The organism is Fulvivirga lutea (assembly GCF_017068455.1).
GTDB classification, from domain to species: domain Bacteria; phylum Bacteroidota; class Bacteroidia; order Cytophagales; family Cyclobacteriaceae; genus Fulvivirga; species Fulvivirga lutea.
In genome coordinates this window covers 2,071,474-2,089,624 of the sequence record NZ_CP070608.1, presented here as the reverse complement: position 1 = coordinate 2,089,624, position 18,151 = coordinate 2,071,474, and the positions used below count along the sequence as shown (strand labels likewise).

Genomic DNA, 18,151 nt, shown 5'->3' with positions numbered 1-18,151 from the left:
ATACATCCACTATTAAAATAGATTATGAGTTATCAAAAAGACACAGTGCATCTGGGTGATGTTATTAAAAATCACTCTCAGGACATGACCAATAAAGTAGTAGCAATTACAGGTACTACGAGTGGCACGGGCTATGTGTGCGCCAGAGAAGTAGCAAAAAAAGGAGCTTCCGTTATCCTCCTCAATCGTGAAAGTGACCGATCAGCTAAATCATTAAAGCAGTTACAAGAAGAAGTACCTAATGGTAAATTCGAAGCCGTGGCGTGTGATCTTCAAAATTTTGATAGCGTTAGAAAAGCAGTCGAAGCCATCAAGGCAAAACATGATGTCATTGATGTATTGGTAAACAATGCAGGTGTGATGGCACTGAAAGATTATGCGACTGGTGATGGCTATGATGTGCAGATGCAAACCAATGTGATTTCTCATTTTCTATTGACGAAAGAGCTCTTTCCATTGATTAAGAAAAGCAAGCAAGGCAGAATTGTAAATCACACTTCTATGGCAAGAATGGGTGTGCAATTAAAGCCTGAATATTTTGGTAAAAATGGTGGCAACCTTGGCGGTGATGGTACTGATGAAGAAAGTCAAAGCTTTCAGGGCCCTAGATGGGAGCGTTACAGACAAACCAAATTGGCCAACTGCGGCTTTACGTATGGACTGAAAGAAAAGCTGGAAGCAGCAGGTATTACCAATGTACTTCCACTATTAGCTCATCCGGGATTAGCAAGAACTAATCTTCAAGTAACTACGGCCAAAGATGGTGGTATGGAAAAAGATTCTGATTTGATGCAACATGCACAAACGGCTGAAGATGGAGCAGCAGGAATTACCAGAGCTGCTATGGATCCTAGTTCAAAATCCGGTGACTTTTATGGTCCATCTGGTCAGGGCTGGCAAGGCTTCCCGGAAATCCTTACTCCTGAGGAGCATATCAACAGTGCTGATACGATTAGAATAAATTGGGAAGGTTGTGAAAAGGCAGTTGGGAAGTTTGAGATTTGAGGTGGTATAAGAAAAGCCATCTACTTTATTAGCGGCTTTTTCTCTTTGCGAAAATCGCCTTATAATACTTTTGATATAATTCTGGCTTAAGTCAACTTCTACTCCTAATTGTCTTCCATAATTATGTATTACAATAAACAACATTGTACTTTGCCACTAAATCATTGTTAAATACATATTTTTCTCGGCTCTGTTTTAATATTTAACTAACATTGCAACCTTAAAATATTAATGCATTCCGTGTACCGTTATTTATTAGTCTTAATTCTCTTCAGCTTATCATTCAGTAGTATAGCTCAAAAAGTTGATCAAGAATCAATTAATCAGGCAATTCAGCTTAGCAAAATATATGATGATGACTTAGTTATTTTAAAGTCATTGGCCACCTATACCTTTTATATAGATAAAAAGACCAATAAGCCGATGGTCAAAAAGAAAGATAAAGTTGAGTTGTTGGCTTTGAAAAATAACGTTACTTATATAATGTCGATTGGCTACAATGATAATAGCTCAATTGCTGATTTTTCGCTAAAAACTGACAGAAACAAATCCTACGATTACGAAAAGGCATGCGGTCATGTTAAATCTGGCGAAATCTTTTACTCGGACGCTCAATTTTGCGCATACAAAATTGACTTTAATCTTCGAGGAAGGTCATTGGTTTTTGAATCGGAAGTAATTTATGAAGACCTGAAATATCTTACAAAGGCTTTCTTTCATTCAGATGCACCGACATTAGAGAGTGAAATCATATTTGAAATCCCAAAGAATATTAATGTTGAGCTAGCTGAATTTAATTTTGATAACTACGAAATTAACAAAACCACAAGCTCAGGAGAAATAAATAAATACACTTATAATCTTAAGAATCTTGAATCGACAAAGTTTGTAGATAACGCTCCTGGCAGATTGCATTACTTGCCTCATTTATTAATACTTACTAAGTCATATGTTGAAGATGGTGTTTCAGTAAATATTTTAAGTTCAACTGATGATTTATACAAATGGTATAAAATGCTAACTCAAAACTTGAACTACCGCTCAACCACTATTGAACAAAAAGTAAAAGATATAACGAAAGATTTAACAACGGACAAAGAAAAAATCGAGTCGATATATTATTGGGTACAAGACAATATCAAATACATTGCTTTTGAAGATGGTTTAGCAGGATTTCAACCAGAAGATGCTGAAAAGGTGTTTTATAATCGTTTTGGTGATTGTAAAGGAATGGCAAACCTTTTAAAAAGCATGTTAATTTCTGCAGGCTATGAGGCTAAATTGGCTTGGCTAGGGACATCAACTATACCTTACAGTTATGATATCCCTTCATTAGCTGTTGATAACCATATGGTTTGTTCAGTTCAACTTGGAGAAAAAGAATATGTTTTAGATGCTACAGAAAAATTCAATCAAATAGGATACAATGCTGAAAGAATACAAGGCAAACAACTTATGGTTGAAAATGGCAATGACTATAAAATTTTAAATATCCCTGTTGAGCCAATTAATAAATACTTGGAAAAGTCTACCATAAATTATAGCATAGTTGACGGTGCTTTGATGGTTAAAGGTGAGACGATAATCAATGGTGAAAAGAAGAAAAATTTACTCTATTATATCAATAATACTAAAAAAGATGAGGTACAAGATTTTGTTAAATCCGAAATCAGCGGTAATCAATCACCAGACAAATTCAAACTCATAGACTATTCAGCTGTGGATAGAAATAATCCATTTATCATAAAATTTGAAGCAGCATTAGACGACAATCTAAGCAGTTTTGGAAACGAAATTTACATAGACCTTGATTTTACGGAAGACTTTAAAAATGAAAAAATAAAAGATGATCGTATAGTTCCTTTTTCATTTGGAGAAAAAATATTTAAAAAATGTACCTACAGCCTTATTGTTCCAAGAGAATATAAGATTGTTAACCTTCCAAAAGACTTCTCCTATTCGAATGAATATTATTCTTTTCAATTTAAATATGAACAAGAAGATGATAAGCTATTCTATCGCAAAGAAATTAAAATATTAAACCCTATTCTTCCTAAAACAGAATTTAACAACTGGAATACAACAATTGAGCAAATCAATAAATTTTATAATGATCAAATCATACTTGAAGCGGCAGACTAAGTCAACATTAATTCTCTTAGGATTAATTATTTATTCAACTACATCTTTTGCAACTGATAATTTCAATTCTGAAAAGGCTAAGGAAATAAAATCAAAAATGTGGGATAACCCCAGCAAAGATTTTACAATAACAGAAATACCAGAAAAATGGAATAATGAATCTGCCGTTTATATAGCCAAAACTCATGATCTATCTTACCGAAAAGCTCCGATTATTAATGAGCTTTACTATGATAAATCTTTCCACCACAGAATCAAATTACTTGATAAATCTGCTGTTGAAAAATACTCAGAATTCAGCTTTGCTGAAAGTGGTTATTATGGCGACATGAAAATTGATATCTATCCAGGATTTAAAATTATTAAACCAAATGGAGAAGAAATTGAGGTCTCAATTGAAAATGCAGTAAAACAAAAATTAGAAATAGAAAGGCAGGGATATAATACATATAAATTGGCCATACCTAATTTGGAAATAGGAGATATTGTTGATTTTTACATAGCAGAAGAACGCACTATTAGAATCTACACTAAGCTTTATAACTTCGATGCCATAATTTTTCAGTTAAATGACGAATACCCCATTCTGAAGCAAAAAATCTCATTTGATGTATTAAGAAGGTGTTTTATAAATTTAAAAAGCACAAACGGTGCTCCAGAGTTTCAGCTCACTCAAGATTATAAAGGCGACAAAAATCAGTACACCTTAGTGGATGAGAATAGAGAAAGTATTAAAGAATTAAGATGGTTTTATCCTAACAGACAGCTTCCAACCGTTAAATTCAAAGTATCTTATGCGTCATCTATGATGGCATCTGTTTCACCAACCTTTCTAGGTGAACCAGGTCAATTGAAATCCAACGTATCTAAAGCTGAACTTGAAAAGTTAATTAAATACATTTTTGAAAGAACAAGTTATAAAGGGGCTGAACTTAAAAAGTACATGAAATCACATTACAAAAAAACCCGTGATTTAAATGTATTAGCTCGAAAAGGATATTATGCTTACAGAAACATGAATGAAGTAAAATTTGCTGAATACAGAATGCTATCTGAGAATTCAACAAATCAAGATTTAACCGTTACTGATGCCAATAATTTATCATACTATTATAGATCAAAAAATATTCCACACGAAATTCTAATTGGTGTTCCAAGATCAATTTCTACTATAGACGAGTTGATACTCGAGAATGAATTAACAGTAATGATGAAGGTAAATACTTCAAGCCCCTTTTACATAAGTGATTGTTCTGAGATTTCTAATTTAGGCATGATCACTCCTGACCTTCAAAACACAGAAGTTTACTCTTTTAATGCTACAAAAAATGTTTCGGATTGGTTTGCAACGAAGACCATGGTACCTGCCGAAAAATCAGAGCAAAATTTAACCTACACCGAAAGTATAGTTGAATTAGAAAACTTGGAAGAAGATAAATTGATATTAAATGTAACGAAAGAAATTAATGGTAATCCTAAGCCATTCTTTCAAAGAAATTTAATGGATGTCTATGACTACCTTGCTGATGAAAGAAAAACTTATGAAATGGATGATTTTATTGAAAGTCTCGCAAGATCAAGTCGTAAAGAGCTGTATGCTAAGAAGAGTGCTTATATGGATAATAGAATGAAAAATATTTATGATGTTCTCTTAAACATGACAAAGAATGATTACCAATTTGAAATAAAGGAAGTTACAGACTTGTCCATTCAACAAACCGGAAGAAAAGAGAACGAAGATAAATTCATTTATACCTTTAAAATAGAAGCAAATGACGCTGTAAAGAAAGTAGGGCAAAATTATCTCATCGACATTGGAAAACTTATTGAAGGTCAGGTAAACCTTAGTGATGATGAACTGGATAGAGAATATGATGTTTATCAACCATATGCTAGAAAGTTTAAATATGACATTAAAATGAAAATACCTGAGGGTTACGAACTTCAAGGATTTGATGAATTAAACTTTAATGTTGATAATGAAACTGGCTCATTTAGAAGCTTTGCTTCTATTGATAACAATGAACTTATAATTAGAACTATTAAAGACTACAAGAGTAATTTTGTTAAGAAGGAAGATTGGCCACTAACGGTGGAATTCTTAAAAGCAGCCTATAAATTTACTCAACAGAAAGTTCTGTTAAGAAAAATTTAATTCTTGGTCTGACAGTTTATTATGTAATTAAAAGGCCAACGAATTAAAATAGGATTCAACAGATACAAATAAAACCCATCCACTAGCTAGTGGGTGGGTTTTTCGATCTATATAATTGGCCTTTCTGGCTCTTAGTTTAAACCTGGCTCAATCCACCATCAACTTCTAGCTCCACTCCATTTACAAATGATCCATCATTAGAAGCTAAGAACAATACTGCATTCGCTAGTTCATCAGCAGAGCCAAATCTTCCCAATGGAACCTGGCTGGCAAACCCTGCACCCATTTCTTGCACTGCTTCTTCAGGCATTCCTAGTTTACCGTAAATTGGAGTTTCTATCGGACCAGGAGCTACACTAACCGTTCTGATTTTCTTAGCTTTCAACTCACTGGCTAATACTCTTGTTAGTGACCTCAAGGCTGCTTTTGTCGCACTGTAAACGCCCGTGCCGTCAAAGCCTTTTTGCCCTACAACTGAGGTGTTTGAAATGATTACGGCACCTTCTGGTAAATGAGGCAATGCTTCTTTTACTGTAAAGAATGGATTCTTCACATTAATATTGAATTGCGTATCAAAGTGATCTTCATCAATCGCATCAATTGGCAAGAAGTACGCAACACCAGCATTTAAGAAAAGAATATCTATTCTTCCGTGTTTAGCAACTGTAGCATCCACTACCTTTTTAGCTGAGCTCACTATGGCTGCATCCGCTAGTACATAATCAGCGCCATTTCCAATTTGTGCAACAGCATCCTTTAGTGCATCTTCTCTCCTGCCTGATATTACTACCTTTGCCCCTTCTTTAGCAAATAATTTTGCTGTGGCTAAACCAATTCCACTATTTCCACCAGTTATTAAAGCCACTTTGCCTGCCAGACGGCCAGGCTGGTTATCTAATTTTCCCATTGTTAAGTTGTTTTAAAATTTTATTTGAAACGTTTGTTTCAGATAACAACAATATTGAAACGATTGTTTCAAATAAATTAAATAAAAATGAAATTATTTTATAACTCGTTGATATACAGAGATATTAAAGAACAGACAACACCTGATCTGCAATGCCTTTGATGTGTTTCTTGTTGCCATCAATCATAGAAGTAACCCTTAAACCCTGGAGTGAGGAGAATAGATAATGCGCTAATACCTCGGCATCTTTAGAAGAATCAATCTCACCAGAATCCTGCGCTTGTTCTATCAATGATTTAAATGTAGTTACAACAGCGCACTTATTATCTGAAAGAAATCCTTTGATTTTTGGGTCAGCATTACTCATTTCGGTAGCACAATTAGATAAAAAACAGCCCTTGTTATGTTCTTCATGCAATTGCTCCCAAGTGGCGTTGAACAACATCTCAATGGCCTTCTTAGGTGACTGGGATTTCTGTGCAGCCGTAGACAATAAATCATTTTGTTGTGCCTGATAATGCTTCAAGGCGGCAACAAACAAGTTGTATTTATCACCATAGGTATTATAAATACTTGATCTATTCAGCCCGGTGGCATCTACCAAATCCTGCATAGAGGTAGCGTTATAACCCTTCTCCCAAAAAAGATCGGTCACTCTGCTAATTACATTATCTCTATCAAATAGTACTGACTTAGGCATATATTGAAACAAACGTTTCAAACAAAAATAAGTTCAAAAATCAAGATTAACCAATTAACTGCTAAGTTGTTATCTCTGCGTGTCAGAAGCAGTTACAATTGTCTGGTTGAAGAGAGACCTTCGTTTGAGGGATCACGCAGCCTTGTTTGATGCAGCAAAGTCGGGCAAGGCGATACTTTTTCTATATGTGTACGAGCCTATCCTATTAAATCATGATCATTACTCCGAAAGGCATTTTCAATTTATCCAGCAATCGTTAGAAGAGCTGGATAAACAACTCGCTAGTTTTAATACGGAGGTTTTAAAGTTGCGAGGTGATTTTATTGATGTGTTTGACAAGTTAAGTAGTCAAATTCAAATTGATTCTATTCACTCTCATGAAGAAGTTGGTGTGAAGGTCACTTTTGATCGTGATTTGGAGTTTAAAGCTTACTGTACTCAAAACAATATCAAGTGGATTGAACATCCTGATAACGGCATTATCCGTGGTTTAACTAATCGCGAACAGTGGACAAAGCATTGGTACAAGTTTATGTCGCAGCCAGTTTATAGAGTGGATATGGCTTCTACTACATTCTTCACCTCAGAGCAAATTAATAGGCTCAGCAGAGTATCCAAATCCAACTTATCTAAAACGCATATTGCAGATACTTTTCAGGTCGGTGGCGAGTTGCAAGCACATAAAGTTTTGAAGTCATTTACCTATAGCCGTATCAAGGAGTATTCAAGAGGTATTTCCAAACCGGAAATGAGTAGAACTAGTTGCAGCCGGTTATCTCCTTATCTGGCCTGGGGTAATATTTCAATCCGGCAAGTATATCAGGCTTTACAAGATTTAAAAAAAGAGGGCAAGAACAAATCTCAAATTTCAGCGGTCTCCTCAAGGTTAAGATGGCGCAGTCATTTCATGCAAAAATTCGAAAGTGAATGTAGTATGGAATTCGATTCCGTAAATAAAGGCTATCGCACATTAGCGAAACACTCGTCTAATGAAAAGTTGAATGCATGGAAATCCGGCAAAACTGGCTACCCATTGGTTGATGCCTGTATGCGCTGTCTCAATGAAACAGGCTACATCAATTTTCGGATGCGAGCGATGCTAACATCTTTTGCTACTCACTTGCTATGGCTTCCTTGGCAAGATGTTACTCCTCATTTGGCACAGCAATTCTTAGATTTTGAGCCCGGCATCCATTTTCCTCAAATTCAAATGCAAGCTGGAGTCACTGGCACAAACACTATTCGAATTTACAATCCTATTAAGCAATCAAAAGATCATGACCCGCAAGGCACATTCATTAAACGATGGGTACCCGAATTAAAAGAATGTCCGGAACAATTTATCCACGAACCCTGGCTCATGACTACCTTGGATCAGCAGCTATCAAACTTTTATCCGGCACAAGAATACTATCTTCCATTGGTTGATCAGAAAGAAGCATCTAAACATGCCAGACAAAAGATTTGGAGCCACAGAAAAAATGAATTGGTGAAAGATGAAAAAAAGCGCATCTTGGCGAAACATGTGATTCCGGGCCGTAAAAATGCTTAATACTCAAAATCTCACACTTAGAAAAATATCTTTTGATGATGCTTTATTCATTCAAAAGCTGGTCAATAGCGCAGGCTGGTTACAGCATATTGGCAACAGAAATGTGCACGACATCCATTCTGCAAAAACCTTTATTCAATCATGGGCTATTGAAAGATATGAAAAGTATGGTTTTGGTCCATACCTTGTAGTTTTAAACAAAACAAAGGAACCTATTGGAGTATGCGGCCTATTCACGCGTGATTATTTAGATGCGCCTGATATTGGCTTTGCTATTCTTCCGGAATATATGGGTAAGGGTTTTAGTTATGAAGCTTCAGTGGCTGTTATCCAACAAGCCAAAAAACTGAACCTTAAAACCGTTTACGCCATTACCTCCACCAACAATTTAGCCTCTCAAAAACTGATTAAGAAATTAGGTTTTGGTACCAGCACACAAAAAATTCCTACTAAAGACCTGTTATTTGAACTGCAATTAACAGATTCATAAAATCAATATTCATTAGCTTTACCATGTTTAAAAAATCATTAAAACATGGAAAAAGCGAATTGGAAAATAGCTAAAGAATATACTGATATTACCTATAAGAAATCTGGTGCTGTGGCCAGAATAGCCTTTAACAGGCCAGAGGTAAGAAATGCATTCAGACCGAAAACCACCGCGGAATTGTATGATGCATTTTCCGATGCAAAAGAGGACAGCTCTATTGGTGTAGTACTTCTTTCATCGGAAGGACCTTCACCAAAAGATGGTGTTTATTCATTTTGCTCCGGAGGTGATCAGAGAGCCAGAGGCGAATCAGGATATGTTGATGATGGTGGTGTTGGTCGCTTAAACATACTGGAGGTTCAGCGCTTAATTCGCTTTATGACCAAGCCCGTAATAGCAGTTGTTTCAGGTTGGGCAGTTGGTGGTGGCCATAGCTTACATGTTGTGTGCGATTTAACGTTAGCAAGTAAAGAACATGCCATTTTTAAGCAAACCGATGCTGATGTTACCAGTTTTGATGGAGGGTATGGGTCTGCTTATCTGGCTAAAATGGTAGGTCAAAAGCGTGCCAGGGAAATCTTCTATTTAGGTAGAAACTATTCTGCACAAGAGGCGTATGATATGGGCATGGTTAATGCCGTTGTTCCACATAACGAATTAGAGGATACTGCTTATGAATGGGCTCAGGAAATTTTAGCAAAGTCGCCTATGTCTATTCGTATGCTAAAGTTTGCCTTCAACTTAACTGACGATGGTATGGTTGGCCAGCAGGTGTTTGCTGGTGAGGCCACTCGTCTAGCGTATATGACGGAAGAAGCCAAAGAAGGAAGAAACGCCTTTTTGGAGAAAAGAAAACCTGATTTTAGTAAATTCCCAAGGGTTTCCAATTAAAACTATGTCGTGAATCAGAAGCTAAAAATCCAATGTCAGAAATGGGGGATAATAATTATCGCATGGATTTTCATTGGAATTTGGCTAGCCGTTTATGATCACCTTGCCCTTTTTACTGATTTTTCAAAAGGACCTTCGGAATACTACAGCTTTACTGATTCACTTCTATTTCATGTTTCCGCAGCATTCATGGGCTCCGTTTTAGGAGGAGCCTGGCTTGTGTTCTATGTAAATGAAAAGCTGCGAGACAAACCCTATTCACACAGCATCTTTGCTGTCTTAATATCCTTTTTTGTCATCGTTCTCTTTATCACAGCCATCCTAGGTGTGGTGTATCTACCCATGGTAATTGGCGTGGAACTTGGCTCGCCTTATGGCAGATCTGCTTATTACGCATACATGGTGGATTTTAACCATATTAAAAACATCATGTTTTGGATCGTGGTAACCTTCCTCACTCAATTTATTCTTATCATAAACGATAAATTCGGCCATGGCACACTCTGGAAAATAATCATCGGAAAATACCACGTAGCTGTGCAGGAAGAACGCATTTTTATGTTTGTTGATATCCGCTCATCGACCACCATTGCAGAAAAACTGGGTAATAATAAATATTATGAGCTCTTGAAGGATTTCTTCTCAGATATTACTGATGACATTATTTCAAACCATGGTGAAGTGTATCAATATGTAGGCGATGAAATAGTAATCAGTTGGCCAGTAAGAAATGGAATCAAAAATGCCAATTGCCTCAATTGCTATTTTGATATGCGTAAAACCATTCAGGGAAAGAAAGAAAAGTACATGGCCAAATATGATCTAATTCCTGAATTTAAAGCAGGCATCCATTTTGGTGAAGTAACGGCCGGTGAAGTTGGCATCATTAAAAGAGATATAACTTTCTCCGGAGATGTTCTCAATACAGCTTCAAGAATTCAGGGCTTGTGTAATGTGTACAAAGTAGATTTTCTTATTTCTAACGACTTGCTGAGTATCATCAAACATAATTTTAATGCTCGCCCAATAGGTTTTATTGAACTAAGAGGTAAGGAATCTAAAGTGGAGCTAAGTACGCTATCCTTCTGAAGGACTACCAAACAATTTTTTCTTTCGCCTATTACGCCAAGTGTTAAATAATGGCATTACCAAAGAGTACAACCAGTAGGTAAAACCACTTAACATAAATGAGTACTTGCCTCCAATCATTGCAATAAAAACTGATAATAGAGGAATACTAGCCATTATAAAATTATCGTACATGCTTGTTTTCGTATGAAAGACTTCGATTGGCGATAACTCAAGTGCATGTCTGCGATTGAAAGCAATCAAATACATAAGCCCAAGCACGATAAAGACAGCAGCAGCACCAAAGCCATAAATAATCATCAAAGAGTCAGTTTCATCTAATGCTATCATTTCTGTGAACGTATAGTCGATCAAATTCTGATCCCTCGTAATTAATGCAACGTTTATCTGGTAAAGTATAGTAAATAGAAATTTGAGTGGGTATACATATATGAGAATTAGGAAGAGAAGTAAAGCATTGATAGCCACAATTTTAACATCTCTGAAGCCATATCTGATAAAGAAAATATAATGCTGATACCAGATAATCATCAGTAGTATGATACATATCCCAAAGGGAACAATATTCGAAAAGGAATCTACTAACTCTTTAAATGTTTCGGGAACTGAAGAAGATAAAACAAGTAATGTTACGGCCAATGCAAACACTGCATCACTAAATGTTTCAATTCTGGTTTGCTCTTCTCCCCTGTTTTTAAACTCAGGGTTCATGCCAAAGTCAGTGCCTTTTAAAGATTGTCGCATTGTTGAAAATAGTGATTAATTCAAATGCAACAAAACTTTAATAATTTCTGAGCCATCAATACTATCAAAATATCTGGTTATAGCGAGCAGCAGCGAAGCAATCTCAGAACATAGTGTTTATCGCCCAGATCGCTTCGTTACCTCGCGATAACCATTCCAATTTGGGCTTTCAGTAGTAAAAAAGCCTGACTCTTATTTGAGTCAGGCTTTTCATTTCTACAGCATCAATTAATGCTTCATAGAAAATGTAAGAACCGGCCGCTTAGAATGGTTAACTACTTCTTCAGCAATACTGCCTGCCACTAGATGTGCTAAGCCTTTTCTTCCATGAGTAGCCATCACAATCAAATCAGCATCAATTTCATCAGCAAAGTGAATGATGCCTTCTTCCTCCGTTACATCATTGAAAATTCTTACATCGTATTTTTGAATACCGCTTTCCTTCGCATATTCATGCAGTTCGCGTACAGAGTCTACATCAGTTTGGAAATTGTTTGGAGTATTGATTCGTACTATGTGAGTATTCACATCGAAGAATTCGCTGATTGTTTTAATGATTTCTATGTGTTTGCCTTGTGCATCTTTCAAACCTGTAGCAAAGGCAATATTTTTTAATTTATTGATATCGGCCTTGCCATGAACAGTAAGTACCGGGCATTTAGCATGCCTTACCACCTTTTCGGCATTAGATCCAATGAACAATTCTTTGGCGCCAGATGCTCCTTTGGTACCCATCACCACTAAATCAATATTATACTCACCCACCATATCCTGTACACTGTAATACGGATTACCTACTCTTATCTCCTCCTTAATTTTTACTCCTTTATGTTTATCCTTCACCTCATCGAATTCATGTTTGGCGTTTTCAATGAGTTTATAGATGAATAATCTGTCCTGCATATTTGGCATTGCCAATTCACCGGTATATTGTACCGAAGCAACTGAAGCATCCTCTACCACATGAAGTAAGATTATTTCGGCATTGACTTTTTGTGCGAGATTAGCTGCAAGGTCTGTCGCATTTTTTGCCAGCTCTGAAAAATCGGTAGGAACGAGTATCTTTTTCATGATTAATATCTTTTGTTAATACAATATTGAGAAACTACAATCTAGATTCGTATGCTCTAAATCACGCTCTCAACTGATCTTAATCAAATTATTAAATTAATTGCCCTATTCCAAAAAGGACTACAAACAACAACGTAGACAAAGCCATTTGTTTAAGATAAGGGTCCAATTCATTAGGGTTCATCTTGGTTTTCACTGCTTTTATGTTGGCGATGAATAGCGGTACCATAATTACAAACGAAAACTGGGTGATTGATGTGTAATTCAAAAGTATGTATGTGCATGCTGAGGCAACTCCAATAAAAATAATAGCCACATGATAATTAATTGCTGCAGACCTTCCTATCCTCACTGGCACAGAGTATTTACCGGCCTTCTTATCTGATTCTATATCACGAATATTATTCACATTTAATACCGCCACAGAAAAAAGTCCACAGCTAATTGCAGGCAATAACAGATCCCATTTAAATGTGTTGGCGTATAAATAATACGATCCGACCACTCCAACAATACCAAAGAAAATAAATACTGAAAGGTCGCCCAGGCCAATATACCCGTAGGGTTTTCTACCAGCGGTATACGCTATAGCGGCCAATATAGCTCCTATGCCAACAGCAAAAAAGAATAGGAATGCCTGCCAGTTTAAACCAAATGATACATACAATAACAAAATACCACTTATCAACGAAAGTAAGACAAACACAAACATAGCCGCCTTCATCTGATTTAAGGTAATGGCACCTGACTGAACCATACGACTAGGGCCTTGTCTTTCATTATGGTCAGCTCCGTTTACTGAATCGCCATAATCATTCGCCAAATTAGATAGTATTTGCAAAAAAATGGTGGTTAAAGCACACAGTGTGAATATTGCTACATTGAAGACTCCCTCAGCAGCGGCAATAAAACTGCCCATTCCTATGCTTGATAATGCTAAAGGCAGCGTACGTAATCTAAATGCCGTTAACCATTTTTTCATTGTAGTTGTTTTATAAATAATGTAAATTATAGAAGCAAAAATACAACGCCATGGAAAAGAAACTGTTATTATTCGTGTTAATTCTATTATCTACTAATAGTTGGGGGCAAATAAATAAGTACTTTGAAAAAAAGGAAGTGAGTAATTTGATTACTAAACCAGAATTTACTTTTCCTGATTTCCGTCAAAACTATACGCTTGAGTTCTCAAGCTTACAATTTGTGGAATCTGGTAATATTTGGGATGTTCAAGTACCATTTGTACCTGTCAATCAATCATGGATTGGCACCACGCAAGAAAGTAACTTTATGTGGAACAACAGGCCGATAAAAACGACCTATCAATTTGATGTGAATGGACGATTAAGAAGCTCATCTATGAGTTTTAAGCTTAATAAATAACTACATTAGTAATATGAAATTTTTAACAATAGTTATTGCTATAAGTGTATTTTTGAATATCAATTCAGTTCACGCTCAGGTTAACCCAAATTTGAACAAGGCTCAAGTAACTAACTTAACGGAAGCTAACCTTAGCAATTACAATTTAAATCTTGATAATGCTCCACTATTATTTCAATACCCAATCGCTTATCAGAGTAATTTAAAAACAGCTTTTGATCCGTCTCAACTTCCAGAACCAATTAACTATGGTTACGAAACAGATCAATTTGAACAGCCAGGTGTTACCATTAGAGTAAAATCTAAATGGTTTGGTCGAATTAAATTCCCAATTTCTCCATAAAATGATACACTTAGTATTCGGACCACTAATGACAGTCATGGGTCTTTTATTTTTAAATTTCCCGCCAAAGAGTAACAATGCGTTCTATGGCTACAGAACTCCCATGTCAAGAAAATCGCAAGAAACATGGGATTTTGCGAATCAACTATCTGCTAAAATGATAGTTGGAATAGGAATAATTACCAGCTTGTTTCAAATCCTATTGATATATTCCTTACCCACAGAATCAGCAATAAATTTCTCAGTAATAACGCTCATCGTGCTATTAATAGCACATATACCCTATGTCGAACATAGGTTGAGAAATGAATTTGACAATAACGGCAATCCTATAAATTGATTACATTCTCTCCGGAACTGTAATGCCTAATAGTCCCATTGCTTTCTGAATAGTTTCCGCCACTACTTTTGAAAGTGCTATTCTAAACTTAAAGGCAGCTTCGTTTTGCTCATTGAAAATCGATATTTCCTGATAAAAACGATTATACTCTTTTGCTAACTCATATACATAATTGGCAATGGTATCAGGTGAATAGTGGTCACCAGCTTCCTTAATTTTTTCGGGATAATCGTTCAATAGAAATATCAGATTCCTTTCAGAGCTCTGTAGCCCTTTATCAAGGTCAAAGTCAGCCGCGGTGGGCACAACACCTAATTGATTGGCTTTTCGCAGTATCGCTGAGATTCTTGCGTGCGTGTATTGAATAAATGGTGCTGTATTTCCCTGAAATTGAATGGATTCCTGGGGATCAAACAACATACGTTTTTTAGGGTCAACCTTCAATAAAAAGTATTTCAATGCTCCGAGCCCCAACGTATTATATAGTTCCTCTGCTTGCTCTTCTGTGAAATCGTCTACCTTGCCCAGCTCTTCTGTATGTTCTTTTGCAGTGGTCATCATTTCCTGCATCAAATCATCGGCATCTACCACTGTACCTTCTCTTGATTTCATCTTGCCGGTAGGCAGATCTACCATACCATAGGAAAGATGATAGCATTCTTTCGCCCACTCATAACCTAGTTTATCTAGAATCAGAAACAAAACTTTGAAGTGATATTCCTGCTCATTACCGACTGTATATATTTGTTTTGAGATTTTAGGGAAATCCTTAAATCTTAAAATGGCCGTTCCAATATCCTGAGTCATGTACACAGAGGTGCCATCAGCTCTTAAAATCAGCTTTTCGTCAAGACCATCTTCCGTCAGGTCTACCCAAACCGACCCATCATCTTTTTTAAAGAAAATACCTTTGTCTACCCCTACCTGTGCCTGATCTTTCCCCAATAAATAGGTATCAGATTCATAATAGAGCTTATCAAAATCAACGCCCATTTGCTTATAGGTAGCATCGAAGCCTTCATATACCCAGCCATTCATCTTCTCCCATAGCTCGTAAACTTCAGGGTCTTTTTTCTCCCATTTTAATAATAAGTCCTGAGCTTTTTTAAATATAGGCGCTTGCTTTTCAGCCTCCTCTTTAGTCATGCCTCCTTCAACAAGCTCAGCGATTTGCTTTTTATATTCTTTATCGAATTTCACATAGTAATCACCCACCAGTTTATCGCCTTTCTTCCCTGTTGATTCAGGAGTTTCACCATTACCGTAATCCAGCCAGGCAATCATTGATTTACAGATATGAATGCCTCTGTCATTAATGATCTGTACTTTATGCACTTTATTACCATTGGCCTTTAAAATTTCAGCCACTGACCAACCCAAAAAGTTGTTTCTCAAATGTCCTAAATGCAAAGGCTTGTTTGTGTTTGGTGACGAATACTCCACCATCACCTCTTCTCCGTTCGATGGAAAGAAACCGAAGTTTTCAGCTCCATGAATATCTTTAAATACGGCTAACCAAGTAGCATCAGAAAGCTCAATATTTAAGAAACCTTTTACCACGTTAAAATCGGCAACTATGTCGCAGTTGGATTTTAAGTACTCCCCGATGGCCTTCCCTGTTTCCTCAGGATTCTTTTTGGATAAGCGAGCATAAGGAAAGCAAACAAAAGTGTGTGAACCTTCAAATTCTTTTCTTGTCGGCTGAAGGCTGATTTCACTTTCACTTAGAGATGCATTAAATAGCTCACTAAATGCCTTTGAAATGGATTGTACTAATGTGGTTTCTATGTTCATTTATTTTTTCAATTTCACCTCATAGAGGTCTTTTCGTCTATCGTTTAGGTTTCTTACACTACCATGCATATTCAAATGTTTAAGATCATTCAAATCAACATCGCAGATAATGGTATTTTCTGTATTGGGTGTGCCTTCAGCAACTGTTGCATTGGATGGAAAGGCAAAGTCAGAAGGTGAAAAAACCGCTGATTGACCAAACTGAATATCCATATTCACTACTTTAGGCAAATTACCCACACTACCAGATATAGCTACATAGCATTCATTTTCAATGGCCCTTGCTTGCGAGCACAATCGAACTCTTAAATACCCATTCTGCATGTCGGTGGCAAATGGCACAAATAATATTTGCATACCTTGATCGGCCAAGATCCTGCTCAACTCAGGGAATTCTGCATCATAGCAAATTAGGATACCTATTTTACCTGCATCAGTATCAAAAGCCTTGATTTTATTGCCCCCGGTCATTCCCCAATCGGAACGTTCAGCTGGCGTTACATGTATTTTTGGTTGTACTTCCCATGTTCCATCCCTTCGGAGCAAATAAGCCACGTTGTAAAGCTTATCGTCCTCATACACAGGCATACTGCCCGCTATAATGTTGATATTGTACTCCAAAGCAAATTGAAGCATTTTATCTCTTATCTGATCTGTATAACCAGCTAGATTTCTGATAGCGGTAGCGGCATTATCCTCATTAAATTCAGCCATTAAAGGCGCATTAAATAGCTCTGGAAAAAGCACAAAATCTGCTTTATAACCACTTACGGCATCCACAAAGAATTCAACATTATCAAAAAATGACTCTAAGTTTCTAACCGCACGCAACTGCCATTGAACTACACCAATTCTGGCATGAGACCTTCCTGATCCGATGTCAATGCTATCCTGATAGTAAATATTATTCCACTCAATGAGTACGGCATTCTGTGCACTTTCCTTATCATCTGGCAGGTATCTCTTTAATACCTTTTTTACGTGAAAATCATTGCTCATCTGAAAGTAAAGCACAGGATCATAAATTTCCTTGTCCCTCACTTTTTGTATGTACTGTCTGGGTGTTAGCTCCTCACTATGCTTATGATAATTAGGCATTCTTCCACCTGCTATTATTGATTTAAGGTTCAGATTCTCGCACAATTCCTTTCGAGCGTCATATAAACGTCTACCCAGTCTTAGGCCTCGGTAATCTGTATCAACACACACATCTATACCATACAACACATCCCCTTCATCGTCATGTGTCTTAAAAGAGGCTGCTTTGCCACCAATGATTTGGTCGTACGTGTGATTGTCTCCAAACTTTTTATAATCAACAATGATTGAAAGAGCAAAAGCTACAAGCACACCATTATCCTCCACACATATCTGACCCTCAGGAAAAATATCAAGTAGCTTCTTGATGTTTTTCTTTTCCCATAAATCATCGCGCATGGTGGGGTAGCTCTTGTGCATGACCTCAACAATCCTTTCATAGTCGTCTAAAACTATGTTTCGAATCTTGAGTAGATAGGTAGAATTGTCTTGTGTTTTAGCTTCCAT

The 18,151-nt window shown here is 36.6% G+C and carries 17 protein-coding genes; 10 read left to right on the top strand and 7 right to left on the bottom strand.

The features are described 5' to 3' along the window. Nucleotides 1–24 precede the first annotated feature (24 nt). From JR347_RS09500 to JR347_RS09490, 3 genes are all read left to right on the top strand, one after another. Nucleotides 25–1,005, top strand: a complete 981-nt coding sequence (locus tag JR347_RS09500) for an SDR family NAD(P)-dependent oxidoreductase (protein ID WP_205720367.1) — start codon at nucleotides 25–27, stop codon at nucleotides 1,003–1,005. A 240-nt stretch (nucleotides 1,006–1,245) separates the two neighbouring features. Continuing rightward, entirely contained in the window at nucleotides 1,246–3,147 is a 1,902-nt protein-coding gene (locus JR347_RS09495; RefSeq protein WP_205720366.1) for a transglutaminase-like domain-containing protein, read from the top strand. Continuing rightward, nucleotides 3,116–5,302: a DUF3857 domain-containing protein gene (locus tag JR347_RS09490; RefSeq protein WP_205720365.1), complete on the top strand. Its 2,187-nt coding sequence runs from the start codon at nucleotides 3,116–3,118 to the stop codon at nucleotides 5,300–5,302. Before JR347_RS09495 ends, JR347_RS09490 begins: the two co-directional genes overlap by 32 nt. A gap of 136 nt (nucleotides 5,303–5,438) precedes the next feature. Here JR347_RS09490 and JR347_RS09485 read toward each other — a convergent pair whose 3' ends face one another. Together JR347_RS09485 and JR347_RS09480 are read right to left on the bottom strand one after the other, a co-directional pair. Beyond that, on the bottom strand, nucleotides 5,439–6,209 hold the full coding sequence (locus JR347_RS09485; protein WP_205720364.1) for an SDR family oxidoreductase: 771 nt from the start codon (nucleotides 6,207–6,209) through the stop codon (nucleotides 5,439–5,441). 124 nt (nucleotides 6,210–6,333) lie between these two features. Next, a complete protein-coding gene (locus JR347_RS09480; RefSeq protein ID WP_205720363.1) occupies nucleotides 6,334–6,909 on the bottom strand; it encodes a TetR/AcrR family transcriptional regulator in 576 nt (191 codons plus the stop codon). A 79-nt stretch (nucleotides 6,910–6,988) separates the two neighbouring features. Here JR347_RS09480 and JR347_RS09475 point away from each other — a divergent pair, with 79 nt between their 5' ends. The 4 genes from JR347_RS09475 to JR347_RS09460 are packed head-to-tail and all read left to right on the top strand — an operon-like array spanning nucleotide 6,989 to nucleotide 10,931. Then, nucleotides 6,989–8,461 (top strand): FAD-binding domain-containing protein, encoded by a 1,473-nt coding sequence (locus JR347_RS09475; protein WP_205720362.1) that lies wholly within the window; start codon nucleotides 6,989–6,991, stop codon nucleotides 8,459–8,461. Continuing rightward, nucleotides 8,454–8,951, top strand: coding sequence for a GNAT family N-acetyltransferase (locus tag JR347_RS09470; protein WP_205720361.1), 498 nt, complete (start codon nucleotides 8,454–8,456; stop codon nucleotides 8,949–8,951). Before JR347_RS09475 ends, JR347_RS09470 begins: the two co-directional genes overlap by 8 nt. A 45-nt stretch (nucleotides 8,952–8,996) precedes the next feature. Next, complete coding sequence (locus JR347_RS09465; RefSeq protein WP_205720360.1) at nucleotides 8,997–9,842, top strand: 1,4-dihydroxy-2-naphthoyl-CoA synthase; 846 nt, start codon at nucleotides 8,997–8,999, stop codon at nucleotides 9,840–9,842. A gap of 9 nt (nucleotides 9,843–9,851) precedes the next feature. Then, on the top strand, nucleotides 9,852–10,931 hold the full coding sequence (locus tag JR347_RS09460; protein ID WP_205720359.1) for an adenylate/guanylate cyclase domain-containing protein: 1,080 nt from the start codon (nucleotides 9,852–9,854) through the stop codon (nucleotides 10,929–10,931). Here JR347_RS09460 and JR347_RS09455 read toward each other — a convergent pair. From JR347_RS09455 to JR347_RS09445, 3 genes are all read right to left on the bottom strand, one after another. Further along, nucleotides 10,920–11,675: a TMEM175 family protein gene (locus JR347_RS09455; RefSeq protein ID WP_205720358.1), complete on the bottom strand. Its 756-nt coding sequence runs from the start codon at nucleotides 11,673–11,675 to the stop codon at nucleotides 10,920–10,922. The genes JR347_RS09460 and JR347_RS09455 overlap by 12 nt on opposite strands. A 228-nt stretch (nucleotides 11,676–11,903) precedes the next feature. Further along, entirely contained in the window at nucleotides 11,904–12,746 is an 843-nt protein-coding gene (locus tag JR347_RS09450) for a universal stress protein (protein WP_205720357.1), read from the bottom strand. 91 nt (nucleotides 12,747–12,837) lie between these two features. Further along, complete coding sequence (locus tag JR347_RS09445; protein WP_205720356.1) at nucleotides 12,838–13,728, bottom strand: 1,4-dihydroxy-2-naphthoate polyprenyltransferase; 891 nt, start codon at nucleotides 13,726–13,728, stop codon at nucleotides 12,838–12,840. Between the two features lie 50 nt (nucleotides 13,729–13,778). Between JR347_RS09445 and JR347_RS09440 the strand changes: the two genes are divergently transcribed. The 3 genes from JR347_RS09440 to JR347_RS09430 are packed head-to-tail and all read left to right on the top strand — an operon-like array spanning nucleotide 13,779 to nucleotide 14,812. Continuing rightward, nucleotides 13,779–14,129, top strand: a complete 351-nt coding sequence (locus JR347_RS09440) for a hypothetical protein (RefSeq protein WP_205720355.1) — start codon at nucleotides 13,779–13,781, stop codon at nucleotides 14,127–14,129. 13 nt (nucleotides 14,130–14,142) lie between these two features. Beyond that, entirely contained in the window at nucleotides 14,143–14,472 is a 330-nt protein-coding gene (locus tag JR347_RS09435; protein ID WP_205720354.1) for a hypothetical protein, read from the top strand. A gap of 1 nt (nucleotide 14,473) precedes the next feature. Further along, a complete protein-coding gene (locus tag JR347_RS09430; protein WP_205720353.1) occupies nucleotides 14,474–14,812 on the top strand; it encodes an SdpI family protein in 339 nt (112 codons plus the stop codon). Here the strand turns inward: JR347_RS09430 and argS are convergent, their stop codons facing one another. Next, nucleotides 14,813–16,606, bottom strand: a complete 1,794-nt coding sequence (gene argS / locus JR347_RS09425; protein ID WP_205720352.1) for an arginine--tRNA ligase — start codon at nucleotides 16,604–16,606, stop codon at nucleotides 14,813–14,815. After that, nucleotides 16,607–18,151: a GNAT family N-acetyltransferase gene (locus JR347_RS09420; RefSeq protein ID WP_205723877.1), complete on the bottom strand. Its 1,545-nt coding sequence runs from the start codon at nucleotides 18,149–18,151 to the stop codon at nucleotides 16,607–16,609.

Excerpts from the sequence above, each read along its gene's own strand:
- JR347_RS09500 (WP_205720367.1), top strand. The coding sequence starts at position 25 with ATGAGTTATCAAAAAGACACAGTGCATCTGGGTGATGTTATTAAAAAT.
- JR347_RS09490 (WP_205720365.1), top strand. The coding sequence starts at position 3,116 with ATGATCAAATCATACTTGAAGCGGCAGACTAAGTCAACATTAATTCTC.
- JR347_RS09485 (WP_205720364.1), bottom strand. The coding sequence starts at position 6,209 with ATGGGAAAATTAGATAACCAGCCTGGCCGTCTGGCAGGCAAAGTGGCT.
- JR347_RS09480 (WP_205720363.1), bottom strand. The coding sequence starts at position 6,909 with ATGCCTAAGTCAGTACTATTTGATAGAGATAATGTAATTAGCAGAGTG.
- JR347_RS09470 (WP_205720361.1), top strand. The coding sequence starts at position 8,454 with ATGCTTAATACTCAAAATCTCACACTTAGAAAAATATCTTTTGATGAT.
- JR347_RS09465 (WP_205720360.1), top strand. The coding sequence starts at position 8,997 with ATGGAAAAAGCGAATTGGAAAATAGCTAAAGAATATACTGATATTACC.
- JR347_RS09455 (WP_205720358.1), bottom strand. The coding sequence starts at position 11,675 with ATGCGACAATCTTTAAAAGGCACTGACTTTGGCATGAACCCTGAGTTT.
- JR347_RS09450 (WP_205720357.1), bottom strand. The coding sequence starts at position 12,746 with ATGAAAAAGATACTCGTTCCTACCGATTTTTCAGAGCTGGCAAAAAAT.
- JR347_RS09445 (WP_205720356.1), bottom strand. The coding sequence starts at position 13,728 with ATGAAAAAATGGTTAACGGCATTTAGATTACGTACGCTGCCTTTAGCA.
- JR347_RS09440 (WP_205720355.1), top strand. The coding sequence starts at position 13,779 with ATGGAAAAGAAACTGTTATTATTCGTGTTAATTCTATTATCTACTAAT.
- JR347_RS09435 (WP_205720354.1), top strand. The coding sequence starts at position 14,143 with ATGAAATTTTTAACAATAGTTATTGCTATAAGTGTATTTTTGAATATC.
- JR347_RS09430 (WP_205720353.1), top strand. The coding sequence starts at position 14,474 with ATGATACACTTAGTATTCGGACCACTAATGACAGTCATGGGTCTTTTA.
- argS (WP_205720352.1), bottom strand. The coding sequence starts at position 16,606 with ATGAACATAGAAACCACATTAGTACAATCCATTTCAAAGGCATTTAGT.
- JR347_RS09420 (WP_205723877.1), bottom strand. The coding sequence starts at position 18,151 with ATGGAAGCTAAAACACAAGACAATTCTACCTATCTACTCAAGATTCGA.